We start from the raw sequence: 26,440 nt of genomic DNA, 5'->3' as shown, positions 1-26,440 counted from the left end.
GGCGTTCTCGGCTCGCGGAATCATAGCTTGCTGGTCATCATCTGCTGCAGCAGGTGAGCGACGCTGGCGTCCATCACCTCCAGCAGCGGCGCGGGCCACACGCCCAGGCCGATGACCGCGATGGCCAGCAGCATCAGGAACAGGAACTCCCGGCCGGTGATGTCCTGCAGTTTCGCCACCCGCTCGTTGGCCACGTCACCGAAGATCACCCGCTTGACCATCCACAGGCTGTAGGCGGCGCCCAGGATCAGGGTGGTGGCGGCCAGGAAGGCGAACCAGAAATCGGCCTTGAAGGCGCTGAGGATCACCAGGAATTCGCCCACGAAACCGGAGGTGCCGGGCAGGCCCGAGTTGGCCATGGCGAACAGGACCATGAAGGCGGCGAACACCGGCATGGTATTGACCACGCCGCCGTAGTCGCGGATCTGGCGGCTGTGCATGCGATCGTAGAGCACGCCCACGCAGAGGAAGAGGGCGCCGGAGATGAAACCGTGGGAGATCATCTGCACCAGCCCGCCCTGGATGCCCATGGCCGCGCCGCGCAGATCGCCGCTGTTGTCGAGGATCCGCCAGGCCAGGAAGAAACCGAGGGTGACGAAGCCCATGTGGGCGATGGAGGAATAGGCGATGAGCTTCTTCATGTCGGCCTGCACCAGGGCCACGAAGCCGATGTAGACCACGGCGATGAGCGACAGGCTGATCATCAGCCAGTCCAGCGCCCCGCTGGCATCGGGCGTGATGGGCAGGGAGAAGCGCAGGAAGCCGTAGGCGCCCAGCTTGAGCATGATGGCCGCCAGGATCACCGAGCCGCCGGTCGGCGCCTCCACGTGGGCGTCCGGCAACCAGGTGTGCACCGGCCACATGGGCACCTTCACCGCGAAGGCGATGAGGAAGGCCAGGAAGATCAGGATCTGGGCATTCATGCCCAGCTTCATCTGGTGGAAGTCGGGGATCGCGAAGCTGCCGGAGACGTTGTAGAGGTAGAGCAGCGCCACCAGCATGAACACCGAGCCGAAGAAGGTATAGAGGAAGAACTTGAGGGTGGCATAGACCCGGTTGGGGCCACCCCAGATCCCGATGATGATGAACATGGGGATCAGCATGGCCTCCCAGAACACGTAGAACAGGGCCGCATCCACCGCCGCGAACACGCCGTTCATCAGGCCTTCCATGATCAGGAAGGCCGCCATGTACTGGGCCACCCGGGTCTGGATGACCTCCCAGCCGGCGATCACCACCAGCACCGTGGAGAAGGTGGTCAGCAGGATCAGCGGCATGGCGATGCCGTCCACGCCCAGGTGGTAGTAGATGTTGAAGGCCGGGATCCAGGGTTCGGCGGAGCGTTCCACGAACTGCATCTCGGCCGTGCCGAGCTGGAAGCCGGTCCACAGGGGCAGACTCAGCGCGAAGGTGAGGATGGCCACCGCCAGGGCCAGAATGCGGGCCGCCGGCGCCTTCTCGTCGCCCCCGGTGGCGAGCACCAGCAGGCCCCCGAAGATGGGCACCCAGATCACCAGGCTCAGCAGCGGCCAGTCAGCAAACATTCCCGTCAACCCCTGTCGTTCTCATTGTTCTGTCGCAGTCCTCAGCCCTGTGGCGTCCACAGGACGAAATAGCCCAGCAGGGCCAGCAGCCCCAGGATCATGGCAAAGGCGTAGTGGTAGAGATAGCCGGTCTGCAGATGGCGCAGCACGGCGGCGGAGAAGCCGACCAGCTTCGCCGAACCGTTGACCACCAGACCGTCGATCAGGAGGCGATCCCCCAGCCGCCAGAGGAAGTCGCCGATGGCTCGCGCGCCGCCGGCGAAGACCACTTCGTTGAAGCGATCGAAGTAGTATTTCTCGGTGAGCAGGCGATAGAGCCAGGCCAGGCGCCGGGCCAGCCTGTCCGGCAGATCCGGCCGCTTCATGTACAGGAACCAGGCGGTGGCCACGCCGGCGACGGCCAGCCAGAAGGGCAGCGTGGTCAGGGCATGGGTGGCCATGGCCAGCGGCCCGTGGAACTCGCGGGCCAGCTCGCCGAGCACGTCGTGGCCCTCGCTGACCACGATGGCGCTGCCGAACCAGTTGCCGAAGACCATGTCGCCCACGTACAGCGCACCGATCACCACCGAGGGGATGGCCAGCAGGATCAGGGGCACGGTGATCACCAAGGGGGTCTCGTGCAGGTGGGCGCGGGTGTGCTCGTCCATGCGCTCCTTGCCGTGGAACACCAGGAAGTAGAGGCGGAAGCTGTACAGGGCGGTGACGAACACCCCCGCCACCACGGCCAGGTAGGCGTAGCCGGCGCCCCAGATGTGGGATTCGGCCACCGCCTCGATGATGGAATCCTTGGAATAGAAGCCGGCGAAGCCGGGCGTGCCGATCAGCGCCAGGTTGCCGATCAGGAAGGTGATCCAGGTGATGGGCATGTAGCGGTAGAGGCCGCCCATCTTGCGCATGTCCTGCTCGTGGTGCAGGGCCACGATCACCGAACCGGCGCCGAGGAACAGCAGGGCCTTGAAGAAGGCGTGGGTCATCAGGTGGAAGATGCCGGCGGCATAGGCCGACACGCCCAGGGCCACGGTCATGTAACCGAGCTGGGAGAGGGTCGAATAGGCGATCACCCGCTTGATGTCGTTCTGTACCAGGCCCAGCAGCCCCATGAAGAAGGCGGTGGTGGCGCCGATCACCAGCACCGTGGACAGGGCCGTCTCGGACAGCTCGAACAGGGGCGACATGCGCGCCACCATGAAGATGCCGGCGGTGACCATGGTGGCGGCGTGGATCAGGGCCGAGATGGGCGTGGGGCCTTCCATGGAATCGGGCAGCCACACGTGCAGGGGCACCTGCGCCGACTTGCCCATGGCGCCGACGAACAGCAGCAGGCAGATCACCGTGAGCACTTCCCACTCGTGCCCTTCGAGGATCGTGAAATACTGCCCTGCCACGGCCGGGGCGCGCTCGAAGACGGTGGCGTAGTCGAGGCTGCCGAAGACCATCAGCACCGCGGCGATGCCGAGCAGGAAGCCGAAGTCGCCCACCCGGTTGACCAGGAAGGCCTTGAGGTTGGCGTAGATGGCGGTGGGCCGCTTGTACCAGAAACCGATCAACAGGTAGGAGACCAGGCCCACGGCCTCCCAGCCGAAGAACAGTTGCAGGAAGTTGTTGGCCATCACCAGCATCAGCATGGAGAAGGTGAACAGCGAGATGTAGCTGAAAAAGCGGGTGTAGCCGGGATCGTCGTGCATGTAGCCGATGGTGTAGACGTGCACCATCAGGGAGACGAAGGTGACCACCACCATCATCATCACCGTGAGGCGATCGATGAGGAAGCCGATCTCGAAGCGGATCCCCTCGGTGGCCAGCCAGGTGTACACCGGCCCGTTGAAGGCCTCGGCGCCGTCGAAGACCAGGGCCTTGAACAGCACGGCGGAGAGCACGAAGGCCACGGCCACGCCGAGGATGGTGACCCAGTGGGCGCCCTTGCGCCCCAGGTAGGCGCCGAACAGGCCGGCCAGGGCGGCCCCGGCGAGGGGCGCCAGCACGATGGCGATGGCGATGAGTTTGATGTCGTCTGCGCTCACGTCGTCAGCCCTTCAGGGAGTCCAGGTCGTCCACGTTGATGGTCTGCCGGTTGCGGAACAGCACCACCAGAATGGCCAGTCCGATGGCCGCCTCGGCGGCGGCCACCGTGAGGATGAAGAACACGAACACCTGCCCCGCCATGTCCTGCAGGAAATGGGAGAAGGCGATGAAGTTCAGGTTCACCGCCAGCAGCATCAGCTCGATGGACATGAGCAGGATGATCACGTTCTTGCGGTTGAGAAAGATCCCCGCGATGCTGATGGCGAACAGCACGGCCGCCAGAATCAGGTAATCGTTGAGGGTGATCATTTGCGCTCCTCCGACGGCATGTCGATCATGCGGATCCGGTCCTGGCGACGCACGGCGATCTGCTGGCCCGGGGTCTGGTACTTCACGCCGCTGCGCCGGCGCAGGGTCAGGGCGATGGCGGCGACGATGGCCACCAGCAGGATCACCGCCGCGATCTCGAAGGGATAGACATACACCGTGTACAGCAGGCGGCCCAGCTCGCGGGTATTGCTGACCTCGGCCGGCGACGGCGGGGGCGGCGCGAAGCCGCCGAACCAGTCTCCGCCCACCAGCATGATGAGCATCACCGCGAAGGCCACCGCCACGGCCACGCCCACCGGCAGGTAGCGCACGAAACCGGCCCGCAACTGGGCGAGATTGATGTCGAGCATCATGACCACGAACAGGAACAGCACCATCACCGCCCCCACGTAGACCAGCACCAGCACGATGGCCAGGAACTCGGCCTCCAGCAGGATCCACACGCCGGCGCTGGCGAAGAAGGTGAACACCAGGTACAGCGCCGCCTTGACCGGGTTGCGCACGGTGATCACCATCAGCGCCCCGTACACGGAGAGCGCGGCGAAGACGTAGAAGATGATTTTTTCGATGCCCATGTCCTGCGTCTCGTCCGGTTAGCGGTAGGGAGCGTCCTGCTTGCGGGCCGCGGCGATCTCGGCCTCGTACTTGTCGCCGACCGCCAGCAGGCGGTCCTTGGTCATGTAGAGATCGCCCCGCTCCTCGCCGTGGTATTCGAAGATGTGGGTCTCGACGATGGAATCCACCGGGCAGGATTCCTCGCAGAAGCCGCAGAAGATGCACTTGGTCAGATCGATGTCGTAACGGGTGGTGCGGCGGGTGCCGTCTTCCCGCTCTTCGGCCTCGATGGTGATGGCCAGGGCCGGGCAGATGGCCTCGCAGAGCTTGCAGGCGATGCAGCGCTCCTCGCCGTTGGGATAGCGGCGCAGCGCGTGCAGGCCGCGAAAGCGCGGCGAGAGCGGGGTCTTCTCCTCGGGGTACTGCAGGGTGAACTTGCGCGCGAAGAAATAGCGGCCGGTCACCGACAGGCCCTTGAACAGCTCCAGCAGGAACAGGCTCTTGAGGAAACGGGCGAATGCGGTCATGGCAGTCCTCCTACGCCCCGTCGAACCAGGGCGGCAGCCCGGCGAGAATCATGACACCCACCACCAGCAGCCAGACGATGGTGATGGGAATGAAGATCTTCCAGCCCAGACGCATGATCTGATCGTAGCGGTAGCGCGGGAAGGTGGCGCGGAACCACAGGAACAGGAACAGGAAGAAGGCGGTCTTGATGATGAACCAGTGGATGCCGTCGCCCAGCAGGGCGCCGATCACCGGCACGCCAAAGGCGCTTTCGGGCAGCAGCCCCTGCAGGGGCGAGAGCCAGCCGCCCAGGAACATGATGGCGGTCAGGCCCGAGACCAGGATCATGTTGGCGTATTCGGCGAGGAAGAACACGGCGAAGGCCATGCCCGAGTATTCCACGTGGAAGCCGGCGACGATTTCCGACTCGCCCTCGGCCACGTCGAAGGGCGCGCGGTTGGTCTCGGCCACGGCGGAGACGAAATAGATGACGAACAGGGGCAGCAGCGGCAGCCAGAACCAGTGCAGGACGCTGCCCTGCTGGGCACGCACGATCTCGCCCAGGTTCAGGGAGCCGCCAGCCATCAGCACGCCCACCAGGGCGAAGCCCATGGCGATCTCGTAGGAGACGATCTGCGCGCCGGAACGCATGGCGCCAAGCAGGGCGTACTTGGAGTTGGAGGCCCAGCCGGCGATGATCACCCCGTACACGCCGATGGAGGTGACCGCCAGCACGTAGAGCAGGCCGGCGTCGATGTCGGCCAGCACCAGATGGGCATCGAAGGGCACCACGGCCCAGGCCGCCAGCGCCGGGCCGATGGACAGCACCGGCGCCAGCAGGAACAGGCCGCGGTTGGCGCCGGCGGGGATGACGATCTCCTTGAACATCAGCTTCACGGCGTCGGCGATGGGCTGGCCGAGTCCCCACAGCCGGTGGCCGAAGAAGCCCACGCGGTTGGGCCCCATGCGGATCTGCATGGCGCCGATCACCTTGCGCTCGGCGTAGGTGAGGTAGGCGACACACAGCATCAGCGGCAGCACGATGGCGATGATCTGCAGGAGGATGATCACCACGGTCTGCACCCCGAGGGGGACCGCCTGCCACAGTTCCACGAACCAGTCCATCATGCCGTCACCTTCTGCAACGCAACGGGGCCGCAGGCCGGGCCCAGCGAATCACTGCCCGGCACCGCCTGGGGAATGAACACGCAGTCATCGGGCACCCCTTCGTCGATCACCAGCGGCAGGGTGGCCGTGTGGCCGTCCTGACTGGCCTGCACCGTGTCGGCTTCGGACAGGCCCAGGCGATCGGCCGTGGCGCGGTTGAGATAGAGGGCGCCGACGATGTGATCGGTGGTCTCCTGCAGCGGCTGGGAGCGGCGCACCACCGCATCCACTGCATAGAGGGGCAGATGACCGATGCGGTACAGCTCGCCGCCCTGCCCCGCGAGGCTCGCCGGGGCCTGCCAGGGGGAGCGGGTATCCGGCGCGATCTGCCCGAGGGCCTGGCGCAGCTCGTCGCGCACGGCTTCCACGGTTTCCTGCTCGAAACCGTCGAGTTTCAGGAAATTGCCGAGCACCCGCAGCACCTTCCAGGCCGGCCGCGCCTCGCCGCAGGGGCGCACGGCACCGCGCCAGGTCTGCCAGGTGCCCTCGGCATTGACGAAGGTGCCGCCGCTCTCGTGCACCAGGCTCACCGGCAGGATCACGTCGGCATAGCGGCGCATGGCCGGGGTGTCGTAGCCGTTGAGCACCACCACGAAATCGGCCGTCTGCAGGGCGGCGAGGGCCGCGCCGGGGTTGGCCGTGTCGAATTCGGGTTCGAAACCGTGCAGGATCAGGCCGCGGGACTCGCCGCCGAGAATCGCATCCACGGCGTGGCCGGCCTTCTCCACCGCCTGACCGCCCACGCTCCGGTGAGGCAGCACGCCGGCCAGGGCCAGGCCCACGGCATTGGCGCCGTCGCTGAAATGGCCCAGCGCCGCGCCGGCCTGTTCGGCGATCACGTTGGCCAGGGCCCGCAGTTCGGTCAGGTTGGGCAGGCTCTGGGCCTGCAGGCCGAGGAACACGCCGGTCCGCTCGCCTTCGTAGAGATCGGTGGCGATGCGCCGGTGGCTTTCGTGGACCTCCACGTTCTCGAGCAGCCGCTCCAGGCCTTCGGGCGCGGGCCGGCCGCTGAGCACCAGCAGGGCCTTGGCGATGGCCGCCAGCTGCGCGGGCAGGACCGGCGGCGCATGCACCAGATGCTCGGAGAGCGGGAAGTTGAACTCGTAACGCAGGGGATTGAGCGCGGCGATGCGCGCTCCGCGCAGGGCGGCCTTGCGCAGACGGTGGCCGAGCAGGGGCTGATCCTTGCGGGTCCAGGAGCCGATCAGCAGGGCCGCGTCCAGCGTCTCCAGATCGGCGATGGCCATGCCGAGGGCCGGCGCCAGGGGTTCGCTGTCGGGCGCGCGGAAGTCGAGCCGGCGCAGGCGGTGATCCACGCTGTGGGCGCCGAGGGCCCGCATCAGCTTCTGCAGCAGGTAGCCTTCTTCCACGCTGGCGTTGGGCGAGGTCAGGGCGGCGAGGCGCTCGGCGCCGTATTTCTCGCGAACCCGGCCGAGCCCTTCGGCGGCATAGGCGATGGCGGTCTCCCAGTCCACCGCTTTCCACTCCTCGCCCTGGCGGATCAGCGGCCGGGTGGCGCGATCGTCACTGTAGAAGCCGGGGTAGCTGAAGCGATCCCGATCCGAAATCCAGGTTTCGTTGACCGCCTCGTTCTCCCGCGGCAGCACGCGCATCACTTCGTTGCGCCGCACGTGGTATTCGATGTTGGAGCCGATGCAGTCGTGGGCGGCGATGCCGGCGTGGTGGGTCAGTTCCCAGGCCCGGGCCTTGAAGCGGAAGGGCTTGGAGGTGAGCGCGCCCACCGGACACAGATCGATGACGTTGCCGGAGAGTTCGGAGGTGACGGCGCGCGCCACGTAGGTGCCGATCCGGGTGTGCTCGCCACGCCCCACCGCGCCCAGTTCCTGGATGCCGGCGATCTCCTGGCCGAAGCGCACGCAGCGGGTGCAGTGGATGCAGCGGGTCATGCCGGTGGCGATGAGCGGGCCGATGTCGGGATCGGGCACCACCCGCTTGTTCTCGGTGAAGCGCGAGACGTCCTTGCCGAAGCCCATGGCCAGATCCTGCAGATCGCACTCCCCGCCCTGATCGCAGATGGGGCAGTCGAGGGGATGGTTGATGAGCAGGAACTCCATGACGCTCTTCTGCGCCTCGAGGGCCAGCGGCGAGCGGGTGAAGACCTTCATGCCGTCGGTGACCGGGGTGGCGCAGGCCGGCAGGGGCTTGGGCGCCTTTTCCACTTCCACCAGGCACATGCGGCAGTTGGCGGCCACCGACAGCTTCTTGTGATAGCAGAAACGGGGGATCACGATGCCGGCCGCATCGGCCGCCTCGATGACCATGCTGCCCTTGGGCACCTGGAGCGTCTTGCCGTCGATTTCGATGGTGACCATGGCGCGTCTCAGCCTTCGTTTCGGGCCCCGGGCCCGACCATGCAGGTGCGGTGTTCGATGTGATACTCGAACTCGTCACGGAAATGCTTGAGGAAACTCTGCACCGGCATCGCCGCGGCGTCGCCCAGGGCGCAGATGGTGCGGCCGGCGATGCGGCCGGCCACGTCGTCGAGCAGGTCCAGATCCTCGGGCCGGCCTTCGCCGTGCTCGATGCGGTGGATCACCCGCGCCAGCCAGCCGGTGCCTTCGCGGCAGGGGGTGCACTGGCCGCAGGACTCTTCGTAGTAGAAATGGGACAGGCGGGCCAGGGCGCGGACCATGCAGGTGGTCTCGTCCATCACGATCACCGAACCGGCGCCGAGCATGGAGCCGGCCTTGGCGATGGAGTCGTAGTCCATGTCCATCTCCATGGCCACCTCGGCGGGAATCACCGGGGTGGAGGAGCCGCCGGGAATCACCGCCTTCAATTCATGCCCGTCGCGCACGCCGCCGGCCATCTCCAGCAGCTCGGCAAAGGGCGTGCCCAGCGGGATCTCGAAGTTGCCGGGCCGGTTGACGTGGCCGGAGACGCAGAACAGCTTGGTGCCGCCGTTGTTGGGCTTGCCCATCTCCAGGAACCACTGGCCGCCCTTTTCCAGGATCACCGGCACCGAGGCGAGGGTCTCGGTATTGTTGATGGTGGTGGGCCGGCCGTAGAGGCCGAAGCCGGCCGGGAACGGCGGCTTGAAGCGGGGCTGGCCCTTCTTGCCCTCGATGGATTCGAGCAGGGCGGTCTCTTCGCCGCAGATGTAGGCGCCGGCGCCGAGATGGGTATGGAGATCGAAGTCGAAGCCCGAGTCGAACAGGTTCTTGCCCAGCAGGCCGGCCGCGTAGGCTTCTTCCAGGGCCGCCTCGAAGCGCTCGTAGGGCTCCCAGAACTCGCCGCGGATGTAGTTGTAGCCCACCGTGGCGCCGATGCAGTAACCGGCGATGATCATGCCCTCGATGAGCTGATGCGGGTTGTAGCGCAGGATGTCGCGGTCCTTGCAGGTGCCGGGCTCGCCCTCGTCGGAGTTGCAGACGATGTATTTCTGCCCGGGCGCGTTGCGCGGCATGAAGCTCCACTTGAGGCCGGTGGGAAAGCCGGCGCCGCCGCGGCCGCGCAGGGCCGAGGTCTTGAGCTCCTCGATCAGTTCCTCGGGCGGGATCTTCTCGCGCAGGATCTTCTCCACCACCCGGTAGCCACCGACGCTGCGGTAACTGTCGAGGGTCCAGGGCCGCTCCAGGTGCAGGGTGCGGAAGCAGACTTCATTGGCCATGCCGCGGCCCTCCTGCCTGATTGACGGTGCTGCGCATCAGTCCAGCCCCTCCAGGATTTCGTCGATCTTCTCCGGCGTGAGGTTGCCGTAGTAGGTCTGGCCGATCTGGAACATGGGGGCCTCCACGCAGGCGCCGAGGCATTCCACTTCCTTGAGGGTAAAGCGGCCATCGGGGGTGGTCTCGCCCAAACCGATACCGAGCCGTTCCTTCAGGTGGGCCACCACCTCGTCGGAGCCACGCAACATGCAGGAGATGTTGGTGCACACGCAGATCTTGTGCTTGCCCACCGGCTCCAGCTCGTACATGGAATAGAAGGTGGCCACCTCGTACACGGCCACCGGCGGCATCTCCAGGTAGGCGGCCACGGCGTCCATCAGTTCGGTGGTCAGGTGGCCGCCGTTCTGATCCTGGACGATGCGCAGGGCGGCCATCACCGCCGAGCGCTTCTGCTCGGGCGGGTACTTGGCGATCCAGCGATCGATCTCGACGCGGGACGCCTCGCTGATGAGTTCGATGCGGCCGGCGCTTGCGGTGGTGCCTGTCATCATCGATCGATTTCTCCGAATACGATGTCCATGGTGCCGATGATGGCCACCACGTCGGCCAGCATGTGCCCGCGGGCCATCTCGTCCATGGCGGCGAGATGGATGAAGCCGGGCGGCCGGATCTTGAGGCGGTAGGGCTTGTTGGCGCCGTCCGACACCAGGTAGATCCCGAACTCGCCCTTGGGGTGCTCGACGGCGGCATAGGCCTCGCCCTCGGGCAGCACGTAGCCTTCGGTGAAGAGCTTGAAGTGATGGATCAGGGCTTCCATCTCGCTCTTCATCTCCTCGCGGCTCGGCGGGGTGACCTTGTGGTTCTCGAGCATCACCGGGCCCGGGTGCTTGCGCAACCATTCCACGCACTGGCGGATGATGCGGTTGGACTGGCGCATCTCCTCCACCCGCACCAGGTAGCGGTCGTAGCAGTCGCCGTTGACGCCGATGGGCACCTGGAAGTCGAGCCGATCGTAGACCTCGTAGGGCTGCTTCTTGCGCAGATCCCATTCGATCCCCGAGCCGCGCAGCATGGGGCCGGTGAAGCCGAGCTGCAGGGCCCGTTCGGGGCTGACCACGCCGATGCCGACGGTACGCTGCTTCCAGATCCGGTTGTCGGTGAGCAGGGTTTCGTACTCGTCCACGTAACCGGGGAAGCGCTCGGTGAAGTCCCAGATGAAGTCGAGCAGGCTGCCTTCGCGGTTGGCGTTCATGCGCCGGACTTCGTCCTTGTCGCGGTACTTCGTTTCCGTGTACTTGGGCATGCTGTCGGGCAGGTCCCGGTACACCCCGCCCGGGCGGTAATAGGCCGCGTGCATGCGCGCGCCGGAGACCGCCTCGTACATGTCCATCAGATCCTCGCGCTCGCGGAAGCAGTAGAGGAACATGGTCATGGCGCCCACGTCGAGGGCGTGGGTGCCGAGCCACATGAGGTGGTTCAGCAGGCGGGTGATCTCGTCGAACATCACACGGATGTACTGGGCGCGGATGGGTGCCTCGATGCCCAGCAGCTTCTCGATGGCCAGCACGTAGGCGTGCTCGTTGACCATCATCGAGACGTAGTCGAGCCGGTCCATGTAGGGAATGGACTGGTTGTAGATCTTGGATTCGGCCAGCTTCTCGGTGGCCCGGTGCAGCAGGCCCACGTGGGGATCGGCGCGCTGCACCACCTCGCCGTCCATCTCCAGCACCAGGCGCAGCACGCCGTGGGCGGCCGGATGCTGGGGCCCGAAGTTGACCGTGTAATTGCGGATCTCAGGCATCGCCGCCCTCCTCGCTGGCCGGATCCAGGTAGCGGTTGTCGTGGCGGATCACCCGCGGCTGGTTGATGCGCGGCTCCACGGTCACCGGCTCGTAGACCACCCGCTGGCGTTCCGGGTCGTAGCGCATCTCCACGTTGCCCGAGAGGGGAAAGTCCTTGCGGAAGGGGTGGCCGACGAAACCGTAGTCAGTGAGGATGCGGCGCAGATCCGGGTGGCCCTCGAAGAGGATGCCGTAGAGATCGAAGGCCTCGCGCTCGAACCAGTTGGCCGAGGCCCAGATGTCGAGCACCGAGTCGATGCGCGGCGGCTCGCCGTCAATGAAGCACTTGAGCCGGATACGGTGGTTGTGGCGGATCGACAGCAGGTGATAGACCACCGCATAGCGCGGCCCGTCCCAGGGCATCTCGCCGTATTCGGAATAGTCCACGCCGCACAGGTCGATGAGCTGGGCGCAGGCAAAGGCGTCGTCGTCGCGCAGGGCGCGGCAGGTGGCGAGCAGCTTCTCCGGCGGCGTTTCGAAGGTCAGCTCGCCGAAGGCCACGCGCGGGTTGACCACGGCCTCGCCGAGGCGCTCCTGCAGGGTTTCCAGCAGTTCTTCGTAGTAGGCGGACATGGGCTCAGCGGGCGATGGTGTTGGTGCGGCGGATCTTGTTCTGCAACTGCAGGATGCCGTAGATCAGGGCCTCGGCGGTGGGCGGACAGCCCGGCACGTAGATGTCGACCGGCACCACCCGGTCGCAGCCGCGCACCACCGAATAGGAATAGTGGTAATAGCCGCCGCCGTTGGCGCAGGAGCCCATGGAGATCACCCAGCGCGGCTCGGCCATCTGGTCATAGACCTTGCGCAGGGCCGGGGCCATCTTGTTGACCAGGGTCCCGGCCACGATCATCACGTCCGACTGGCGGGGACTGGGGCGGAAGATGATCCCCAGGCGGTCCAGATCGTAACGGGCCGCGGCCGAGTGCATCATCTCCACCGCGCAGCAGGCGAGGCCGAAGGTCATGGGCCACAGGGAACCGGTCCGCGCCCAGTTGATGAGCTTGTCGGCCTGGGTGGTGACGAAACCTTCCTTGAGGACGCCTTCTACTCCCATTCCAGAGCCCCCTTCTTCCATTCATAGATGAAACCGATCACCAGGATGCCGAGGAACAGGCTCATGGCGATGAAACCGAACCAGCCGATCTCCTTGAGCACGATGGCCCAGGGAAACAGGAAGGCGATTTCCAGATCGAAGATGATGAAGAGGATGGCGACGAGGTAATAGCGCACGTCGAACTTCATGCGCGCATCCTCGAAGGCCTCGAAACCGCACTCGTAGGGCGAGAGCTTTTCGCTGTCGGGGCGGTTGGGGGCGAGGATGAAACCCAGCATGATCATCATGCCGCCGACTGCCAGTCCAACGAGGATGAAGATCAGGATTGGCAGGTAGTTTTCCAGCATGCGTTTCCTCTACCCCGATGGTTGACCGCGAGGGCGGTTTTCTTTTCGTTATCGCGTCTGCCGTGGCAGCACATTCGAGGCAGTCTAGGCAGGCGGCAAGGGGGTGTCAAGTTTGCGATTCTTATCGTTGCATAAAGTAAACGCTGTCCAGGAATGGAACAAATATGACAGATAAAACAGTACCTTAATCCTTTCATCAGGAATCGCGAGCCATTCCCGTTTGCGAGGGATTGACCCTGCGGATTTTCCCGAAATCGAAAAAGATCACCGGCAGGGAGAACGGTCTTTTCCGCCAGGAAAACGGATTTTTACAACGTGAAATGCAGGGGATTCTTCCATGGCGGGTCCGCTTCGCTTGACCCGCCCTACGCTACGGGGAACAAGGCAACGATTTCCCCCTCCTCGGCCCTCGCCACTCGTCCCTCGTCCCTGAAACGAAAAAACCGGGGCAAAGCCCCGGTTTTTTCGTTTCAAGTTGGTGCCGAAGGCCGGACTCGACGGTTCCGCCGGGAGCGGAACCGGACGCCGCGGCAGCGGCGCCCGCAGGGCGCGGGCCATGGAGGGCCCGCGTCAGCCGGCACGGAACCGTGACGGGTCGACGGGAAAAAAAGAAAAACCGGGGACAGGCCCCGGTTGTTTCTTACAGCGTATGGTGCCGAAGGCCGGACTCGAACCGGCACGGCTTTCGCCACTACCCCCTCAAGATAGCGTGTCTACCAATTCCACCACTTCGGCTTGAAATCGTTTTCCTATGGTTTCCCGGCATTCTCCGCAGGCGGTTGGGCCGGCGCCGCCGGGGCGGCGGGCACGTCGCTGCCGCCGGCCGGGGCCGTGGCCGGGGTCTCGACGCTGGGGACGTCGGAGACCGGGGCCGGGGTCTGGATCTGCTCCAGTTTCTCCGCCGCGCTGACCGGTTTGGACTCCATGGAGGCCAGGTAGGCCAGGCTCAGGCTGGTAATGAAGAACAGGGTGGCCAGGATGGCCGTGGTGCGGGTCAGGAACGAGGCGGCGCCGCGGGCGCCGAACACGGTTCCCGACGCACCGCTGCCGAAGGCCGCACCGGCCTCGGCGCCCTTGCCCTGCTGGATCAGGATGAGCCCGATCAGGGCAACGGAGATCAGGACGTGGATGACCAGAATGATATTGTGCAGCATCTCGGTTTCTTCGGGCGCCGGGCTCAGCCCGCGGCGCGGCAGATGGTCAGGAAATCCTCGGCCTTGAGCGAGGCGCCGCCGATCAGGCCGCCGTCGATGTCGGGCTGGGCCAGCAGTTCGGCGGCATTGCCGGCGTTCATGCTGCCGCCGTACTGGATGCGCAGGGCCTCCGCCACGCCGGCATCCTGCCCGGCGATCATGCCGCGGATGAAGGCGTGCACGGCCTGGGCCTGTTCCGGGCTGGCGGTCTTGCCGGTGCCGATGGCCCAGACGGGCTCGTAGGCGATCACGCCGTCGGCCAGGGCGGCGACGCCTTCCCTGTCGATGACGGCCTGGATCTGGCGGGCCACCACGTCCTCGGTCACGCCCTTCTCGCGCTCCTCGAGGGTCTCGCCCACGCAGAGGATGGGCTTGAGGCCATTGGCGCGGGCCACGGCGAACTTGGTGGCCACGGTGGCATCGTCCTCGCCGAACAGGGTGCGGCGCTCGGAGTGACCGACGATCACGTACTTGCAGCCGAAATCATTCAGCATGGGCGCGGCGATCTCGCCGGTGAAGGCGCCCTTGAGTTCGGTGCTGAGGTTCTGCGCGCCCCAGGCGATGGGCGTGCCCTCGAGCTGGGCCTGCACGTCGGCCAGATAGACGAAGGGCGGGCAGACGGCCACTTCGGCCACCTTCACGTCCCCGATCCCGGCCTTGATCCCGTCGAGCAGGGCCTTGATGGACTCGCGGGTGCCGTTCATCTTCCAGTTGCCGGCGATCAGGGGTTGACGCATGGATGCCTCTCCAGATTCTGCGGTTTGCGGACGGTCTTCGGAAAGCGCGAAAGGATACCCGCCGGCGGCGCATAAATCAATGCGGGAAGTCAGGCGGCGGTGATGGCGGTGCGCACCACCTCGGCCAGTTCGCTGGCCACCCGGGCCACTTCGGCGGCGTCCTGGCCTTCGACCATGACCCGGATCAGCGGTTCGGTGCCGGAGGGCCGCAGCAGGATCCGGCCCCGCTCCGCCAGGCGGGCCTCGGCCTCGGCCACGGCGGCCTGGACGGCCGGCAGGCCGAGCACGTCGATACGCCGCTCCAGGCGCACGTTGATCAGCTCCTGGGGGTACTTGGTCATGCCGGCGCGCAGTTCGCCCAGGCTGCGGCCGGTGTGGGCCATGGCCGCGAGCACCTGCAGGGCGGAGACGATGCCATCGCCGGTGGTGGTGCGATCCAGGCAGATGATGTGGCCCGAGGATTCGCCGCCCAGCCGCCAGTTGCTGGCCCGCATGCGTTCGAGCACGTAGCGATCGCCGACCTTCGCCCGGGCGAAGGGCACGCCTTCGCGGGCGAAGGCGTGTTCCAGCCCCAGATTGGTCATGAGCGTGCCGACCACGCCGCCTTCCAGGGCCTGGCGGGCCTGGCGTTCCATGGCGATGATGTAGAGCAGCTCGTCGCCGTCGAGCAGGGTCCCGTCGCCGTCCACCATCAGCACACGGTCGCCGTCGCCGTCCAGGGCGATGCCCAGATCGGCGCCCTCTTCCACCACCCGGCGCTGCAGGGCTGCGGGGTGGGTGGAACCGACGCCGTCGTTGATGTTCAGGCCGTCGGGCTCGACCCCGATGGCGGTGACCCGGGCGCCCAGTTCGTCGAACACCGCCGGGGCCACGTGATAGGTGGCGCCGTGGGCGCAGTCCACGACGATCTTCAGCCCGGCCAGATCCCGGCCGCAGGGGAAGGTGCTCTTGCAGAACTCGATGTAACGCCCGGCGGCGTCCTCGAGGCGGGTGGCCTTGCCCAGGCGGGCCGAGTCGTTGCAGGCCAGGGGCTTGTCCAGCTCGGCTTCGATGGCCAGCTCCACATCATCGGGCAGCTTGGTGCCTTCGGCGGAGAAAAACTTGATGCCGTTGTCGTGATAGGGGTTGTGGGAAGCGGAGATGACGATACCGGTGCGGGCGTGCTGGGTGCGGGTGAGATAGGCGATGGCCGGCGTGGGCATGGGGCCGAGCAGCGCCGTGTCGAGGCCCGCGGCCGACAGGCCCGCCTCCAGGGCCGACTCGAACATGTAACCGGAGATCCGGGTGTCCTTGCCGATCAGGACCTTGCCGCCATCGCGGCCGAGCACCCGGCCCACCGCCCAGCCCAGCTTGAGCACGAACTCGGGGGTGATGGGCCCTTCCCCTACCCGGCCGCGGATCCCGTCGGTGCCGAAATAACGGCGTTTTTCCATGTCGCTCACTCCTCTCCGTTGCTGACCACGGCGGCCATTCTAACCGCATGGACGGTTTCCCTGACATCGTGCGAACGAACTATGGCGGCACCTAACCCGACGGCGAGGGTAGCCAGGGCCAGGCTACCGGCCAGGCGATCCTCCACCGGCACCTCCAGCACCTGGCCGATCATCGACTTGCGGGAGACGCCCACCAGCACCGGCAGGCCGGTGGCGACGAAACGCGGCAGGGCCCGGAACAGGGCCAGGTTGTGTTCGAGCGTCTTGCCGAAACCGAAGCCCGGATCGAGGATCAGGCGGCTGCGGGGAATGCCGGCGGCCTCGCAGGCGGCCACGCGGGCGTCGAGGAAGGCCAGCACTTCCTCCACCACATCGTCGTAATGGGGGTTCTGCTGCATGGTTCGCGGCTCGCCGCGCATGTGCATGAGGCACACGGGCACGCCCAGTGCCGCCGCGACCTCGAGGGCCCCCGGCTCGCGCAGGGCGCGCACGTCGTTGATGAGGCTGGCGCCGGCGGCCACCGCCGCGCGCATCACCTCGGGCTTGCTGGTGTCGATGGAAACGGGGATGTCCGAGTCGCTGCGAATGGCCTCGATGACCGGAATCACCCGCGCCAGTTCCTCGTCCACGCTCACTGCCCGGGCGCCGGGGCGGGTGGACTCGCCCCCCACGTCGATGATGGCCGCGCCCTCGGCGATCATCGCCCGCACCCGCCGCAGGGCCGCGTTGCGCCCGATGAAACGCCCGCCGTCGGAGAAGGAGTCGGGGGTGACGTTGAGGATGCCCATGACCGCGGGCGTGGGGAGGGGGTAATCGCCAAGCTTCAGCATGATGCGGAATCCAGGAGCGGGCAGGGAGAGAGGGGATCACCCCCGCCGTCCTCTCAAACCACCGGACGTGCGGTTCCACATCCGGTGGCGCTGTAGGTCGGCCTTCAGGCCGACACCCATCCGATACGCATGTCGGCAATCAGCAGGCGGGCGAGTGTCGGGCTGAAGCCCGACCTACCGCCACGCCCACGTGCAGCGAGCTAGTGTTCGGAGGCCGGGCCGCCGATGGGGCCTTCGCCGGCTTCCTTGCCGCGGCGATCGTCGGTTTCGCCGGCCGGGGCCGAGCCCCGGGGCGGTTCCGAATCGTCCCAGTGGGCCGGCGGCCGGGGTTCGCGGCCGTTCATGATGTCGGCGATCTGATCCTGATCGATGGTTTCGTACTTGATCAGGGCCTCGGCCATCATGTGCAGCCTGTCCATCTTGTCGGTGAGGATGTTGCGCGCCCGGGCGTAGTTGCGATCGACGATGGAGCGGATCTCCTCGTCGATGATGTGGGCGGTCTCGTCGGAGACGTTCTTGTGCTGGGTCACCGAGTGGCCCAGGAACACCTCGCCCTCCTCCTCGCCGTAGGTCAGCGGACCGAGCTTCTCCGACAGGCCCCAGCGGGTGACCATGTTGCGGGCGATCTCGGTGGCCCGCTGGATGTCGTTGCTGGCGCCGGTGGTAACGTGCTCGGGGCCGAAGATCAGCTCCTCGGCGATGCGCCCGCCGAACAGGCTGGCGATCTGGCTCTCCAGGCGCTCCTTGCTGTAGGAATAGCGATCCTCCTCCGGCAGGAACATGGTCACGCCCAGGGCACGGCCGCGGGGAATGATGGTGACCTTGTACACCGGATCGTGGGAGGGTACCGACAGGCCGACGATGGCGTGCCCCGCCTCGTGATAGGCGGTGAGCTTCTTCTCGTCCTCGTTCATGACCATGCTGCGGCGCTCGGCACCCATCATGATCTTGTCCTTGGCCTTCTCGAACTCTTCCATGCTCACCAGGCGCTTGTTGGCGCGCGCGGCGAACAGGGCCGCCTCGTTGACCAGGTTGGCCAGATCGGCGCCGGAGAAGCCGGGGGTGCCGCGGGCGATGATCTTGGCATCCACGTCGTCGGCGATGGGGACCTTGCGCATGTGCACCTTGAGGATCTGCTCGCGGCCGAGCATGTCGGGCAGAGGCACCACCACCTGCCGGTCGAAGCGGCCGGGGCGCAGGAGGGCCGGATCGAGCACGTCCGGCCGGTTGGTGGCGGCGATGACGATCACGCCCTCGTTGCCCTCGAAGCCGTCCATCTCCACCAGCAGCTGGTTGAGGGTCTGCTCGCGCTCGTCGTGCCCGCCGCCCAGGCCGGCGCCACGATGGCGGCCCACGGCGTCGATCTCGTCGATGAAGATGATGCAGGGCGCGTGCTTCTTGGCCTGCTCGAACATGTCGCGCACCCGCGAGGCGCCCACGCCCACGAACATCTCCACGAAGTCGGAGCCGGAGATGGTGAAGAACGGCACCTTGGCCTCACCGGCGATGGCCTTGGCCAGCAGGGTCTTGCCGGTGCCGGGCGGGCCGACCATCAGCACGCCACGAGGGATCTTGCCGCCCAGGCGGGTGAACTTGCCCGGATCGCGCAGGAATTCCACCAGTTCGGCCACCTCTTCCTTGGCCTCGTCCACGCCGGCCACGTCGGCGAAGGTGATCTTGACCTGATCCTCGCCCAGCAGGCGCGCGCGGCTCTTGCCGAAGGAGAAGGCCCCCCGGCTGCCGCCCCCGCCGCCCTGCATCTGGCGCATGAAGAAGATCCACAGGCCGATGATGAGCAGGAAGGGGAACCAGGAAATGAAGATCTGGGTCCAGATGGACGGCTCGTTGGGCTGGGCGGTGATCTTCACGCCGTGGTCCATGAGCTCGCCAATCATGGCCTTGTTGTCGGTCTCGGGGCTGTAGGTGGAGAAACGCGCGCCATTGGTCAGCTTGCCGCTGATCACGTTGCCGCCCTTGATCACCACTTCCTTCACCTCGCCGGCGCGCACGCTCTGCAGGAAGTCCGAATAGGCCAGGGGCGTGCTGGCGGACGTGGTGTTGAGATTGTTGAACACCATCATCAGGATGACGGCGACAATCACCCACAGCAGAATGTTCTTGGCTAGATCGTTCAAAACGTTACCTCATCGCCGGAGTCAGACTCCGTGCCTCGTTCGGGTTGATGGATGAATCGGTTTCCAACAGGGTAATAATATAGGAATGGCCGGAGAAGTCATCCCCGCATCCATTCCGGTTTTCCGGCTATTGGACTACGCAAAACACGGCAGGTTGCGTCCCCGCGGGGAATAATGTCCCCGATTTTTGTCCGAAACGCCCTCAGCCGGGGCGAAAATCCCGGGCCAGGAGGTAGATTTCGGGGGAACGGGGCCGGGAGGCCCTGGGCTTGCGCACCTGCAGCTTGCCGAACCGGGCGCGCAACTGGCGCTTGAACGCGTCCAGGCCCTCGCCGGTGAAGGCCTTGATCAGCAGATCCCCACCGGGACGGAGCACCTGTTCCGCCAGATCCAGCGCCAGTTCGGCCAGGTACATGGCCCGGGGCTGATCGACGGCTTTCATGCCACTGATATTGGGGGCCATGTCCGAGATTACAAGGTCCACCGGCTGCTCGCCGATGGTGGCAAGCAACTGATCCAGAACGGTTTGCTCGCGAAAATCGCCCTGGATGAAGGTCACGTCGGGGAGGCTGTCCATGGGCAGGATGTCCAGCGCGATGACCCGCCCGCCGGGCTGCACCTTGCGCGCCACCCATTCGGACCAGCTCCCGGGCGCCGCGCCCAGATCCACCACCGTCATCCCCCGCTGCAGCAGGCGATCCCGCTCGTCGATCTCCATGAGCTTGTAGACCGCCCGCGAGCGCCAGCCTTCCTGCTGGGCGCGCTTCACGTAAGGATCGTCGAAGTGTTCCTTCAGCCACTTGCCGGAGGTCTTGCTGCGTTTGGCCATGGAAATCAGCGAAAAGAGGAAAGTGGAAAGATACAAGGATGCCGGTAAGGGGTATAATACGCCGTTCCTCTTTCCTCTTGTATCCTTTCACGTTTCTCTGATTTCATGCCCATTACGCAAACTCAGCGCCGTCATCTGCGCAAGCTCGCCCATCATCTCAAGCCCGTGGTCATCGTCGGCGGCGCCGGCCTCACCGAGACGGTGCTGGCCGAAATCGACGGCCGCCTGGCCCACCACGAGCTGATCAAGGTGCGGGTCAACGCCGCCGACCGGGAGGAACGCCAGGCCATGATCGACCGGATCGCCCGGGAAACCGGTGCCGACTGGGTACTCAGCATCGGCCACGTGGCGGCCTTCTACCGGCCGGCGGAAAAGCCCAGGATCGTGTTGCCCTGAAGAACCGACGCGAAGGCGCGAAGGGATCCGGCGTGTAGGAGCGGCGCCCTCGCCGCGAAAATGCGGTAACGGGTCGCTGGGAACGGCGTTGAGCTTTACCCGCTACCCGCCACTCGCTACCCGCAACCGCAAGGTCGCGGCGAGGGCGCCGCTCCTACAGGGGATTCCGGCGGAGTTTGTATCGCGGCTTGCGCCGCTCCTACAGGGGTTTGCGTCCTTTGCGCCTTTGTGGTGGATCGTCATTCCTCGCGGCTGGCGCCGAGGCCGAAGATCACCAGCACCGGTCCCAGGAGGCTGTTGACGAGGAACAGGGCCGAGGCGATGCCGTGCAGGCGGCCGAAAGCCGCGGCGGTGGCGGGATCGGCGAGGCCGGCGGCCTTGAGGGCGGCCATCTGCGGTTGCAGGCCGAACTGGCCGATCAAAAGGATGACCAGCATGCCCGCCAGCACCCCGAGACGCCAGTTGCGCCGCCAGGGCACCGGTGCACGCAGGAACTGCCCGGCGATGAGCACGATCGCGGCGAGGATGCCGATGAAGCTCAGGATGGTGAACAGCCTGCCGGCGATGGCCCCGGCCAGGATCCGCGAATCGAGCATGTCGAACAGGGTTGGCACGACCACGTAACCGACGGTCCACATGCCGCCGATCCAGAGGGTGAGAAGGATGCGTTCGCCGGCGTGCATCTAGTGGGTCCGGTGGAAGGAACGCAGAGGGCGCAGAGACGCAGAGTTCGCAGAGGAATTGTGTTGAATGATTTTCATGTCCCGACAGATATCGGGAAAATTGAGCCCAGCATCGTTGATCAACAAACCACCCCATATAACATGAACTCGGCGTCCTCTGCGTCTCTGCGCCCTCTGCGTAACTTCCACTGAAGTACGCGCCTGGTTCACTCGTACCGGACCTTGACGATCTCGTATTCCCGCTCGCCGCCCGGCGCCTGAACCACGACTTCGTCGCCTTCGGACTTGCCGATCAGGGCGCGGGCGATGGGTGAGGTGACGGAGATGAGGTTGTGCTTGATGTCGGCTTCCATCTCGCCAACGATCTGGTAGGTCACTTCCTTGTCGGCCTCGATGTCGTAGAGATCGACGGTGGCGCCGAAGACGATCTTGCTGCCGGCCGACTCGCCCACCTTGGCGGGATCGATGATTTCGGCGTTGGAGAGGATCGCTTCGATCTCCTTGATGCGGCCTTCGATGAAGCTCTGCTGCTCGCGGGCCGCGTGGTATTCGGCGTTCTCTTTCAAATCGCCGTGCTCGCGGGCCTCGGCGATGGCCTGGATCACCCTGGGCCGCTTTTCGCTCTTGAGTTCCTTCAGTTCGGCGCGCAGTTTCTCGGCGCCCTTGACGGTCATGGGGGCTCGGCTCATGAGGCAATCTCCTTGTGCAGATCCTGAAGGCGGTTGACCGCCGTCAGGTCGGTTTCACGCAGGGCAGTACACAGAGCCAGGCCGCCGGCGAGGGTGGTGGTGTAGGTCACCTTGTGCTGCAGGGCATTGCTGCGGATGGTGGCCGAATCGGCGATGGCCTGGCTGCCTTCGGTGGTGTTGACGATAAGCGCGATCTCGTCGTTCTTGATCATGTCCACGACGTGCGGCCGCCCTTCCTTCACCTTGTTGACGGCCTGCACCGGCAGGCCGGCGGCGATCAGCACCCGGGCGGTGCCGTGGGTGGCGACCAGCTCGAAGCCCAGTTCGACCAGTTGCCGGCCGACTTCGACGATGCCCGGCTTGTCGGTATCGCGCACGCTGAGGAAGGCCTTGCCGCCGCGCGGCAGGTTCACGCCGGCGGCGATCTGCGACTTGGCATAGGCCTCGCCGAAGCTGCGCCCCACGCCCATCACCTCGCCGGTGGACTTCATCTCCGGTCCCAGCAGGGGATCCACGCCCGGGAACTTGTTGAAGGGGAACACGGCCTCCTTGACCGAGAAATAGTCGGGCACCACTTCCGTGGTGATGCCCTGCTCGGCCAGGGATTTGCCGACCATGCAGCGGGCAGCGATCTTGGCCAGCGGGCGGCCGGTGGCCTTGGAGACGTAGGGCACGGTGCGCGAGGCGCGCGGGTTGACCTCCAGGACGTAGACGGTATCGCCCTGGATGGCGAACTGGGTGTTCATCAGGCCCACCACGTTCAGCGCCCGGGCCATCTTGCGCACCTGCTCGCGCATCTCGTCCTGCACCTGCTGCGAAAGGCCGTAGGGCGGCAGGGAACAGGCCGAGTCACCCGAGTGCACGCCCGCCTGCTCGATGTGCTGCATGATGCCGCCGATCAGCACCTGTTCACCGTCGCCGATGGCGTCCACGTCCACCTCCACGGCATCGTCGAGAAAGCGGTCGAGCAGCACCGGCGAGTCGTTGGAGACGCGCACGGCCTCGTTCATGTAGCGGCGCAGCTCGGTTTCGTTGTAGACGATCTCCATGGCCCGGCCGCCCAGCACGTAGGACGGGCGCACCACCAGCGGATAGCCGATCTCCTCCGCCAGGCGCACGGCTTCCTCCTCGGCGCGGGCGGTGCGGTTGGGTGGCTGGCGCAGGCCCAGTGCCTCGATCATCTGCTGGAAGCGCTCGCGGTCCTCGGCCAGATCGATGGAATCGGGGCTGGTGCCGATGATGGGCGCGCCGGCCGCCTCCAGATCCCGGGCCAGCTTGAGCGGGGTCTGGCCGCCGTACTGGACGATGACGCCTTTCGGTTTCTCCAGTTCCACCAGCTCCAGCACATCCTCGAGGGTGAGCGGCTCGAAGTAGAGACGATCGGAGGTGTCGTAGTCGGTGGAGACGGTCTCCGGGTTGCAGTTGACCATGATGGTCTCGTAGCCGTCGTCGCGCATGGCGAAGGCGGCATGCACGCAGCAGTAGTCGAACTCGATGCCCTGGCCGATCCGGTTGGGGCCGCCGCCGAGGACCATGATCTTGTCGCGATTCGTCGGGGCCGCCTCGCACTCCTCTTCATAGGTGGAGTACATGTAGGCGGTGTTGGTGGCGAATTCGGCGGCGCAGGTGTCGACCCGCTTGTAGACCGGGCGCACACCGAGAGCCTGCCGGTGCTCGCGCATGGCCTGCTCGCTGATCCCGAGCAGCTTCGCCAGACGGCGGTCGGAGAAGCCCTTGCGCTTGAGGCGGAACAGGCGATCCTTGTCCAGATCGGCCAGGGTGCCGGCGCGTACCTGTTCCTCCAGTTCGACGATCTCCCTGATCTGCACCAGGAACCAGCGGTCGATGAAGGTGAGCCGGTACAGATCTTCCACGTCCAGGCCCATGCGGAAGGCGTCGGCCACGTACCACAGGCGCATGGGGCCGGGGCTCTTGAGCTCCTGCTTGAGCTTGTCCATGGCGTCGTCGGCCTCGCGGTCGAGGATTTCGTCGAAGCCGTCCACGCCGATCTCGAGACCGCGCAGGGCCTTTTGCAGCGACTCCTGCTGGGTGCGGCCGATGGCCATCACCTCGCCCACCGATTTCATCTGGGTGGTGAGGTGCGGATCGGCCTTGGGGAACTTTTCGAAGGTGAAACGCGGCACCTTGGTGACCACGTAGTCGATGGCCGGCTCGAAGGAGGCCGGGGTGGCGCCGCCGGTGATCTCGTTCTGCAGCTCGTCGAGGGTGTAGCCCACCGCCAGCTTGGCCGCCACCTTGGCGATGGGGAAACCGGTGGCCTTGGAGGCCAGGGCCGAGGAGCGGGAGACGCGGGGATTCATCTCGATGATGATCATGCGCCCGTTCTCGGGGTTGATGGCGAACTGCACGTTCGAGCCGCCCGTGTCCACGCCGATCTCGCGCAGCACCGCCAGGGAGGCGTCGCGCATGATCTGGTATTCCTTGTCGGTGAGGGTCTGGGCCGGGGCCACGGTGATGGAGTCGCCGGTGTGGATGCCCATGGGGTCCAGGTTCTCGATGGAGCAGACGATGATGCAGTTGTCCTTGCGGTCCCGCACCACCTCCATCTCGTATTCCTTCCAGCCGAGGATGGATTCCTCGATGAGCAGCTCGTTGGTGGGCGACAGATCCAGCCCGCGCAGGCAGATCTCCTCGAACTCCTCGCGGTTGTAGGCGATGCCGCCACCGGAGCCGCCCATGGTGAAGGAGGGCCGGATGATGGTGGGGAAGCCGATGGAAGCCTGCACCTGCAGGGCCTCCTCAAGGCTGTGGGCGATGGCCGAACGGGGCATGTCGAGGCCGATCTTCGTCATCGCTTCGCGGAAGCGCTCGCGATCCTCGGCCTTGTCGATGGCATCGCGGCTGGCGCCGATCATCTCCACGCCGTACTTCTCCAGCACCCCTTCGCGGGCCAGATCCAGGGCACAGTTGAGCGCCGTCTGTCCGCCCATGGTGGGCAGCAGGGCGTCGGGCCGCTCCTTCTCGATGATCCGCGCCACCACTTCCCAGGTGATGGGTTCGATGTAGGTGGCGTCGGCCATCTCCGGATCGGTCATGATGGTGGCCGGGTTGGAGTTGACCAGGATGACCCGGTAGCCCTCCTCCTTCAGCGCCTTGCAGGCCTGGGCGCCGGAATAGTCGAATTCGCAGGCCTGGCCAATGACGATGGGGCCGGCGCCGATGATGAGGATGCTGTGGATGTCGGTACGTTTTGGCATGGGTCTTTGATTCAAAAAATCCAACGCAAAGGCGCAAGCCGCGATGCGGCGGTAGCGGGTTGCTGGTGGCTGGTCGCTGGGAAAACCATACGCCACCGCATGGTCGCGGCTCGCGCCGCTCCTACGACGTCTCCCTCGACCCTCGGCCCTGTTCGACAAGTTCAATGAACTTGTCGAACAACGGCGCCACGTCGTGCGGGCCGGGGCTCGCTTCGGGGTGGCCCTGGAAGCTGAAGGCGGGAATGTCGGTGCGTTCCACGCCCTGCAGGGAACCGTCAAACAGGGAACGGTGGGTGGCCCGCAGGTTGTCGGGCAGGCTGGCTTCGTCCACCGCGAAGCCGTGGTTCTGGCTGGTGATCATCACCTGGCCCGTGTCCAGATCCTGCACCGGATGGTTGGCCCCGTGGTGGCCGAACTTCATCTTCACCGTCTGCGCGCCGGAGGCCAGGGAGAGGAGCTGGTGGCCCAGGCAGATCCCGAACATCGGCACCTTCTGGTCAGCAAGCTGGCGAATGGCTTCAATGGCGTAGTCGCAGGGCTCGGGGTCGCCCGGGCCGTTGGAGAGGAACACGCCGTCGGGATCGAGCTTCAGGACTTCTTCGGCCGGGGTCCGGGCCGGTACCACGGTGAGGCGGCAGCCGCGATCCACCAGCATGCGCAGGATGTTGCGCTTGACGCCGAAATCGTAGGCCACCACGTGCCGGGGCAGGTGTTCTTCCACGGGATGGGGCGCGTTCGGCAGGCCCTCCTCCAGGCTCCAGCTGCCCTGGGCCCACTCGTAGGGCTGGCCGGTGGTGACCTCCTTCGCCAGGTCCATGCCCTTGAGGCCCGGAAAGGCCCGGGCCGCCTCGATGGCGGCCGCCTCGTCGATGTCGTCGCCGGCAGTGATGCAGCCGTTCATGGCGCCCTTCTCCCGCAGCAGGCGGGTCAGCTTGCGGGTGTCGATGCCGGCGATGGCCACCTTCTTGTGGCGGCGCAGGTATTCCTCGAGGGTTTCCTCCGAGCGCCAGTTGGAGGCCACCAACGGCAGATCCCGGATCACCAGACCGGCGGCATGCACGTCCGAGGATTCCTCGTCCTCTTCGTTGGTGCCGGTGTTGCCGATGTGGGGATAGGTCAGGGTGACGATCTGGCGTGCGTAGGAGGGATCGGTGAGGATTTCCTGATAGCCGGTCATGGCCGTATTGAAGACCACTTCCCCGACCGTCTGGCCGGCAATACCGATGGATTCACCGCGGAACACGGTGCCGTCTTCCAGGGCGAGCAGGGCAGGATGCCTCAAATGAACCTCCGCAGGGCGC

General features: G+C 65.9%; 24 protein-coding genes and 1 tRNA gene. 1 reads left to right on the top strand and 24 read right to left on the bottom strand.

Going from position 1 to position 26,440, the window contains the following annotated elements:
- Positions 1–20 precede the first annotated feature (20 nt).
- The 20 genes from ACZ5BH_RS11575 to rlmE form a co-directional block, all read right to left on the bottom strand.
- Positions 21–1,544 (bottom strand): NADH-quinone oxidoreductase subunit M, encoded by a 1,524-nt coding sequence (locus ACZ5BH_RS11575; protein WP_464889419.1) that lies wholly within the window; start codon positions 1,542–1,544, stop codon positions 21–23.
- Positions 1,545–1,585: 41 nt separating this feature from the next.
- Positions 1,586–3,550, bottom strand: coding sequence for an NADH-quinone oxidoreductase subunit L (nuoL, locus tag ACZ5BH_RS11570; RefSeq protein ID WP_464891217.1), 1,965 nt, complete (start codon positions 3,548–3,550; stop codon positions 1,586–1,588).
- 19 nt (positions 3,551–3,569) lie between these two features.
- Positions 3,570–3,875, bottom strand: coding sequence for an NADH-quinone oxidoreductase subunit NuoK (nuoK, locus tag ACZ5BH_RS11565; protein WP_464889418.1), 306 nt, complete (start codon positions 3,873–3,875; stop codon positions 3,570–3,572).
- Positions 3,872–4,471, bottom strand: coding sequence for an NADH-quinone oxidoreductase subunit J (locus tag ACZ5BH_RS11560; RefSeq protein WP_464889417.1), 600 nt, complete (start codon positions 4,469–4,471; stop codon positions 3,872–3,874). Before ACZ5BH_RS11560 ends, nuoK begins: the two co-directional genes overlap by 4 nt.
- A gap of 18 nt (positions 4,472–4,489) precedes the next feature.
- Entirely contained in the window at positions 4,490–4,978 is a 489-nt protein-coding gene (nuoI, locus tag ACZ5BH_RS11555; RefSeq protein ID WP_464889416.1) for an NADH-quinone oxidoreductase subunit NuoI, read from the bottom strand.
- Between the two features lie 10 nt (positions 4,979–4,988).
- Positions 4,989–6,086 carry an NADH-quinone oxidoreductase subunit NuoH gene (nuoH, locus tag ACZ5BH_RS11550; protein WP_464889415.1) on the bottom strand — a complete coding sequence of 366 codons (1,098 nt, stop codon included), beginning with the start codon at positions 6,084–6,086 and terminating at the stop codon, positions 4,989–4,991.
- A complete protein-coding gene (gene nuoG, locus ACZ5BH_RS11545; protein WP_464889414.1) occupies positions 6,083–8,458 on the bottom strand; it encodes an NADH-quinone oxidoreductase subunit NuoG in 2,376 nt (791 codons plus the stop codon). The genes nuoH and nuoG overlap by 4 nt, the downstream gene beginning before the upstream one ends.
- Before the next feature lie 8 nt (positions 8,459–8,466).
- Complete coding sequence (gene nuoF, locus ACZ5BH_RS11540) at positions 8,467–9,756, bottom strand: NADH-quinone oxidoreductase subunit NuoF (RefSeq protein WP_464889413.1); 1,290 nt, start codon at positions 9,754–9,756, stop codon at positions 8,467–8,469.
- Positions 9,757–9,792: 36 nt separating this feature from the next.
- Positions 9,793–10,305, bottom strand: coding sequence for an NADH-quinone oxidoreductase subunit NuoE (gene nuoE / locus ACZ5BH_RS11535; RefSeq protein WP_464889412.1), 513 nt, complete (start codon positions 10,303–10,305; stop codon positions 9,793–9,795).
- Entirely contained in the window at positions 10,302–11,555 is a 1,254-nt protein-coding gene (locus ACZ5BH_RS11530) for an NADH-quinone oxidoreductase subunit D (protein WP_464889411.1), read from the bottom strand. The genes nuoE and ACZ5BH_RS11530 overlap by 4 nt, the downstream gene beginning before the upstream one ends.
- A complete protein-coding gene (locus ACZ5BH_RS11525; RefSeq protein WP_464889410.1) occupies positions 11,548–12,168 on the bottom strand; it encodes an NADH-quinone oxidoreductase subunit C in 621 nt (206 codons plus the stop codon). Before ACZ5BH_RS11525 ends, ACZ5BH_RS11530 begins: the two co-directional genes overlap by 8 nt.
- A 4-nt stretch (positions 12,169–12,172) precedes the next feature.
- A complete protein-coding gene (locus ACZ5BH_RS11520) occupies positions 12,173–12,649 on the bottom strand; it encodes a NuoB/complex I 20 kDa subunit family protein (RefSeq protein ID WP_464889409.1) in 477 nt (158 codons plus the stop codon).
- A complete protein-coding gene (locus tag ACZ5BH_RS11515) occupies positions 12,640–12,996 on the bottom strand; it encodes an NADH-quinone oxidoreductase subunit A (protein ID WP_464889408.1) in 357 nt (118 codons plus the stop codon). The genes ACZ5BH_RS11520 and ACZ5BH_RS11515 overlap by 10 nt, the downstream gene beginning before the upstream one ends.
- Positions 12,997–13,646: 650 nt before the next feature.
- Positions 13,647–13,731: transfer RNA gene (locus ACZ5BH_RS11510), tRNA-Leu, on the bottom strand.
- 14 nt (positions 13,732–13,745) lie between these two features.
- Complete coding sequence (gene secG / locus ACZ5BH_RS11505) at positions 13,746–14,150, bottom strand: preprotein translocase subunit SecG (protein WP_464889407.1); 405 nt, start codon at positions 14,148–14,150, stop codon at positions 13,746–13,748.
- A 23-nt stretch (positions 14,151–14,173) separates the two neighbouring features.
- On the bottom strand, positions 14,174–14,926 hold the full coding sequence (tpiA, locus tag ACZ5BH_RS11500; RefSeq protein WP_464889406.1) for a triose-phosphate isomerase: 753 nt from the start codon (positions 14,924–14,926) through the stop codon (positions 14,174–14,176).
- An 89-nt stretch (positions 14,927–15,015) separates the two neighbouring features.
- Entirely contained in the window at positions 15,016–16,359 is a 1,344-nt protein-coding gene (gene glmM, locus ACZ5BH_RS11495) for a phosphoglucosamine mutase (protein ID WP_464889405.1), read from the bottom strand.
- Positions 16,360–16,364: 5 nt separating this feature from the next.
- On the bottom strand, positions 16,365–17,189 hold the full coding sequence (gene folP / locus ACZ5BH_RS11490; RefSeq protein WP_464889404.1) for a dihydropteroate synthase: 825 nt from the start codon (positions 17,187–17,189) through the stop codon (positions 16,365–16,367).
- 200 nt (positions 17,190–17,389) lie between these two features.
- Positions 17,390–19,270, bottom strand: coding sequence for an ATP-dependent zinc metalloprotease FtsH (ftsH, locus tag ACZ5BH_RS11485; RefSeq protein ID WP_464891216.1), 1,881 nt, complete (start codon positions 19,268–19,270; stop codon positions 17,390–17,392).
- Positions 19,271–19,526: 256 nt separating this feature from the next.
- Entirely contained in the window at positions 19,527–20,153 is a 627-nt protein-coding gene (rlmE, locus tag ACZ5BH_RS11480; RefSeq protein ID WP_464889403.1) for a 23S rRNA (uridine(2552)-2'-O)-methyltransferase RlmE, read from the bottom strand.
- A gap of 105 nt (positions 20,154–20,258) precedes the next feature.
- Between rlmE and yhbY the strand changes: the two genes are divergently transcribed.
- Entirely contained in the window at positions 20,259–20,549 is a 291-nt protein-coding gene (gene yhbY / locus ACZ5BH_RS11475) for a ribosome assembly RNA-binding protein YhbY (RefSeq protein ID WP_464889402.1), read from the top strand.
- A gap of 239 nt (positions 20,550–20,788) precedes the next feature.
- On the opposite strand, the gene ACZ5BH_RS11470 is transcribed toward yhbY, so the two are convergent.
- From ACZ5BH_RS11470 to carA, 4 genes are all read right to left on the bottom strand, one after another.
- Entirely contained in the window at positions 20,789–21,232 is a 444-nt protein-coding gene (locus ACZ5BH_RS11470; RefSeq protein ID WP_464889401.1) for a DUF4149 domain-containing protein, read from the bottom strand.
- A gap of 206 nt (positions 21,233–21,438) precedes the next feature.
- The gene (gene greA, locus ACZ5BH_RS11465) at positions 21,439–21,921 is read right to left on the bottom strand and encodes a transcription elongation factor GreA (protein ID WP_464889400.1); all 483 of its coding nucleotides are present in this window, start codon (positions 21,919–21,921) and stop codon (positions 21,439–21,441) included.
- Positions 21,918–25,139, bottom strand: coding sequence for a carbamoyl-phosphate synthase large subunit (carB, locus tag ACZ5BH_RS11460; RefSeq protein WP_464889399.1), 3,222 nt, complete (start codon positions 25,137–25,139; stop codon positions 21,918–21,920). Before carB ends, greA begins: the two co-directional genes overlap by 4 nt.
- Positions 25,140–25,260: 121 nt before the next feature.
- Complete coding sequence (gene carA / locus ACZ5BH_RS11455) at positions 25,261–26,421, bottom strand: glutamine-hydrolyzing carbamoyl-phosphate synthase small subunit (protein ID WP_464889398.1); 1,161 nt, start codon at positions 26,419–26,421, stop codon at positions 25,261–25,263.
- Positions 26,422–26,440 lie beyond the last annotated feature (19 nt).

The sequence above is a fragment of the Thioprofundum lithotrophicum genome (assembly GCF_055387065.1).
The sequence above is the reverse complement of the archived record's forward strand: the minus strand, read 5'-3'. Positions and strand labels throughout refer to the sequence as shown.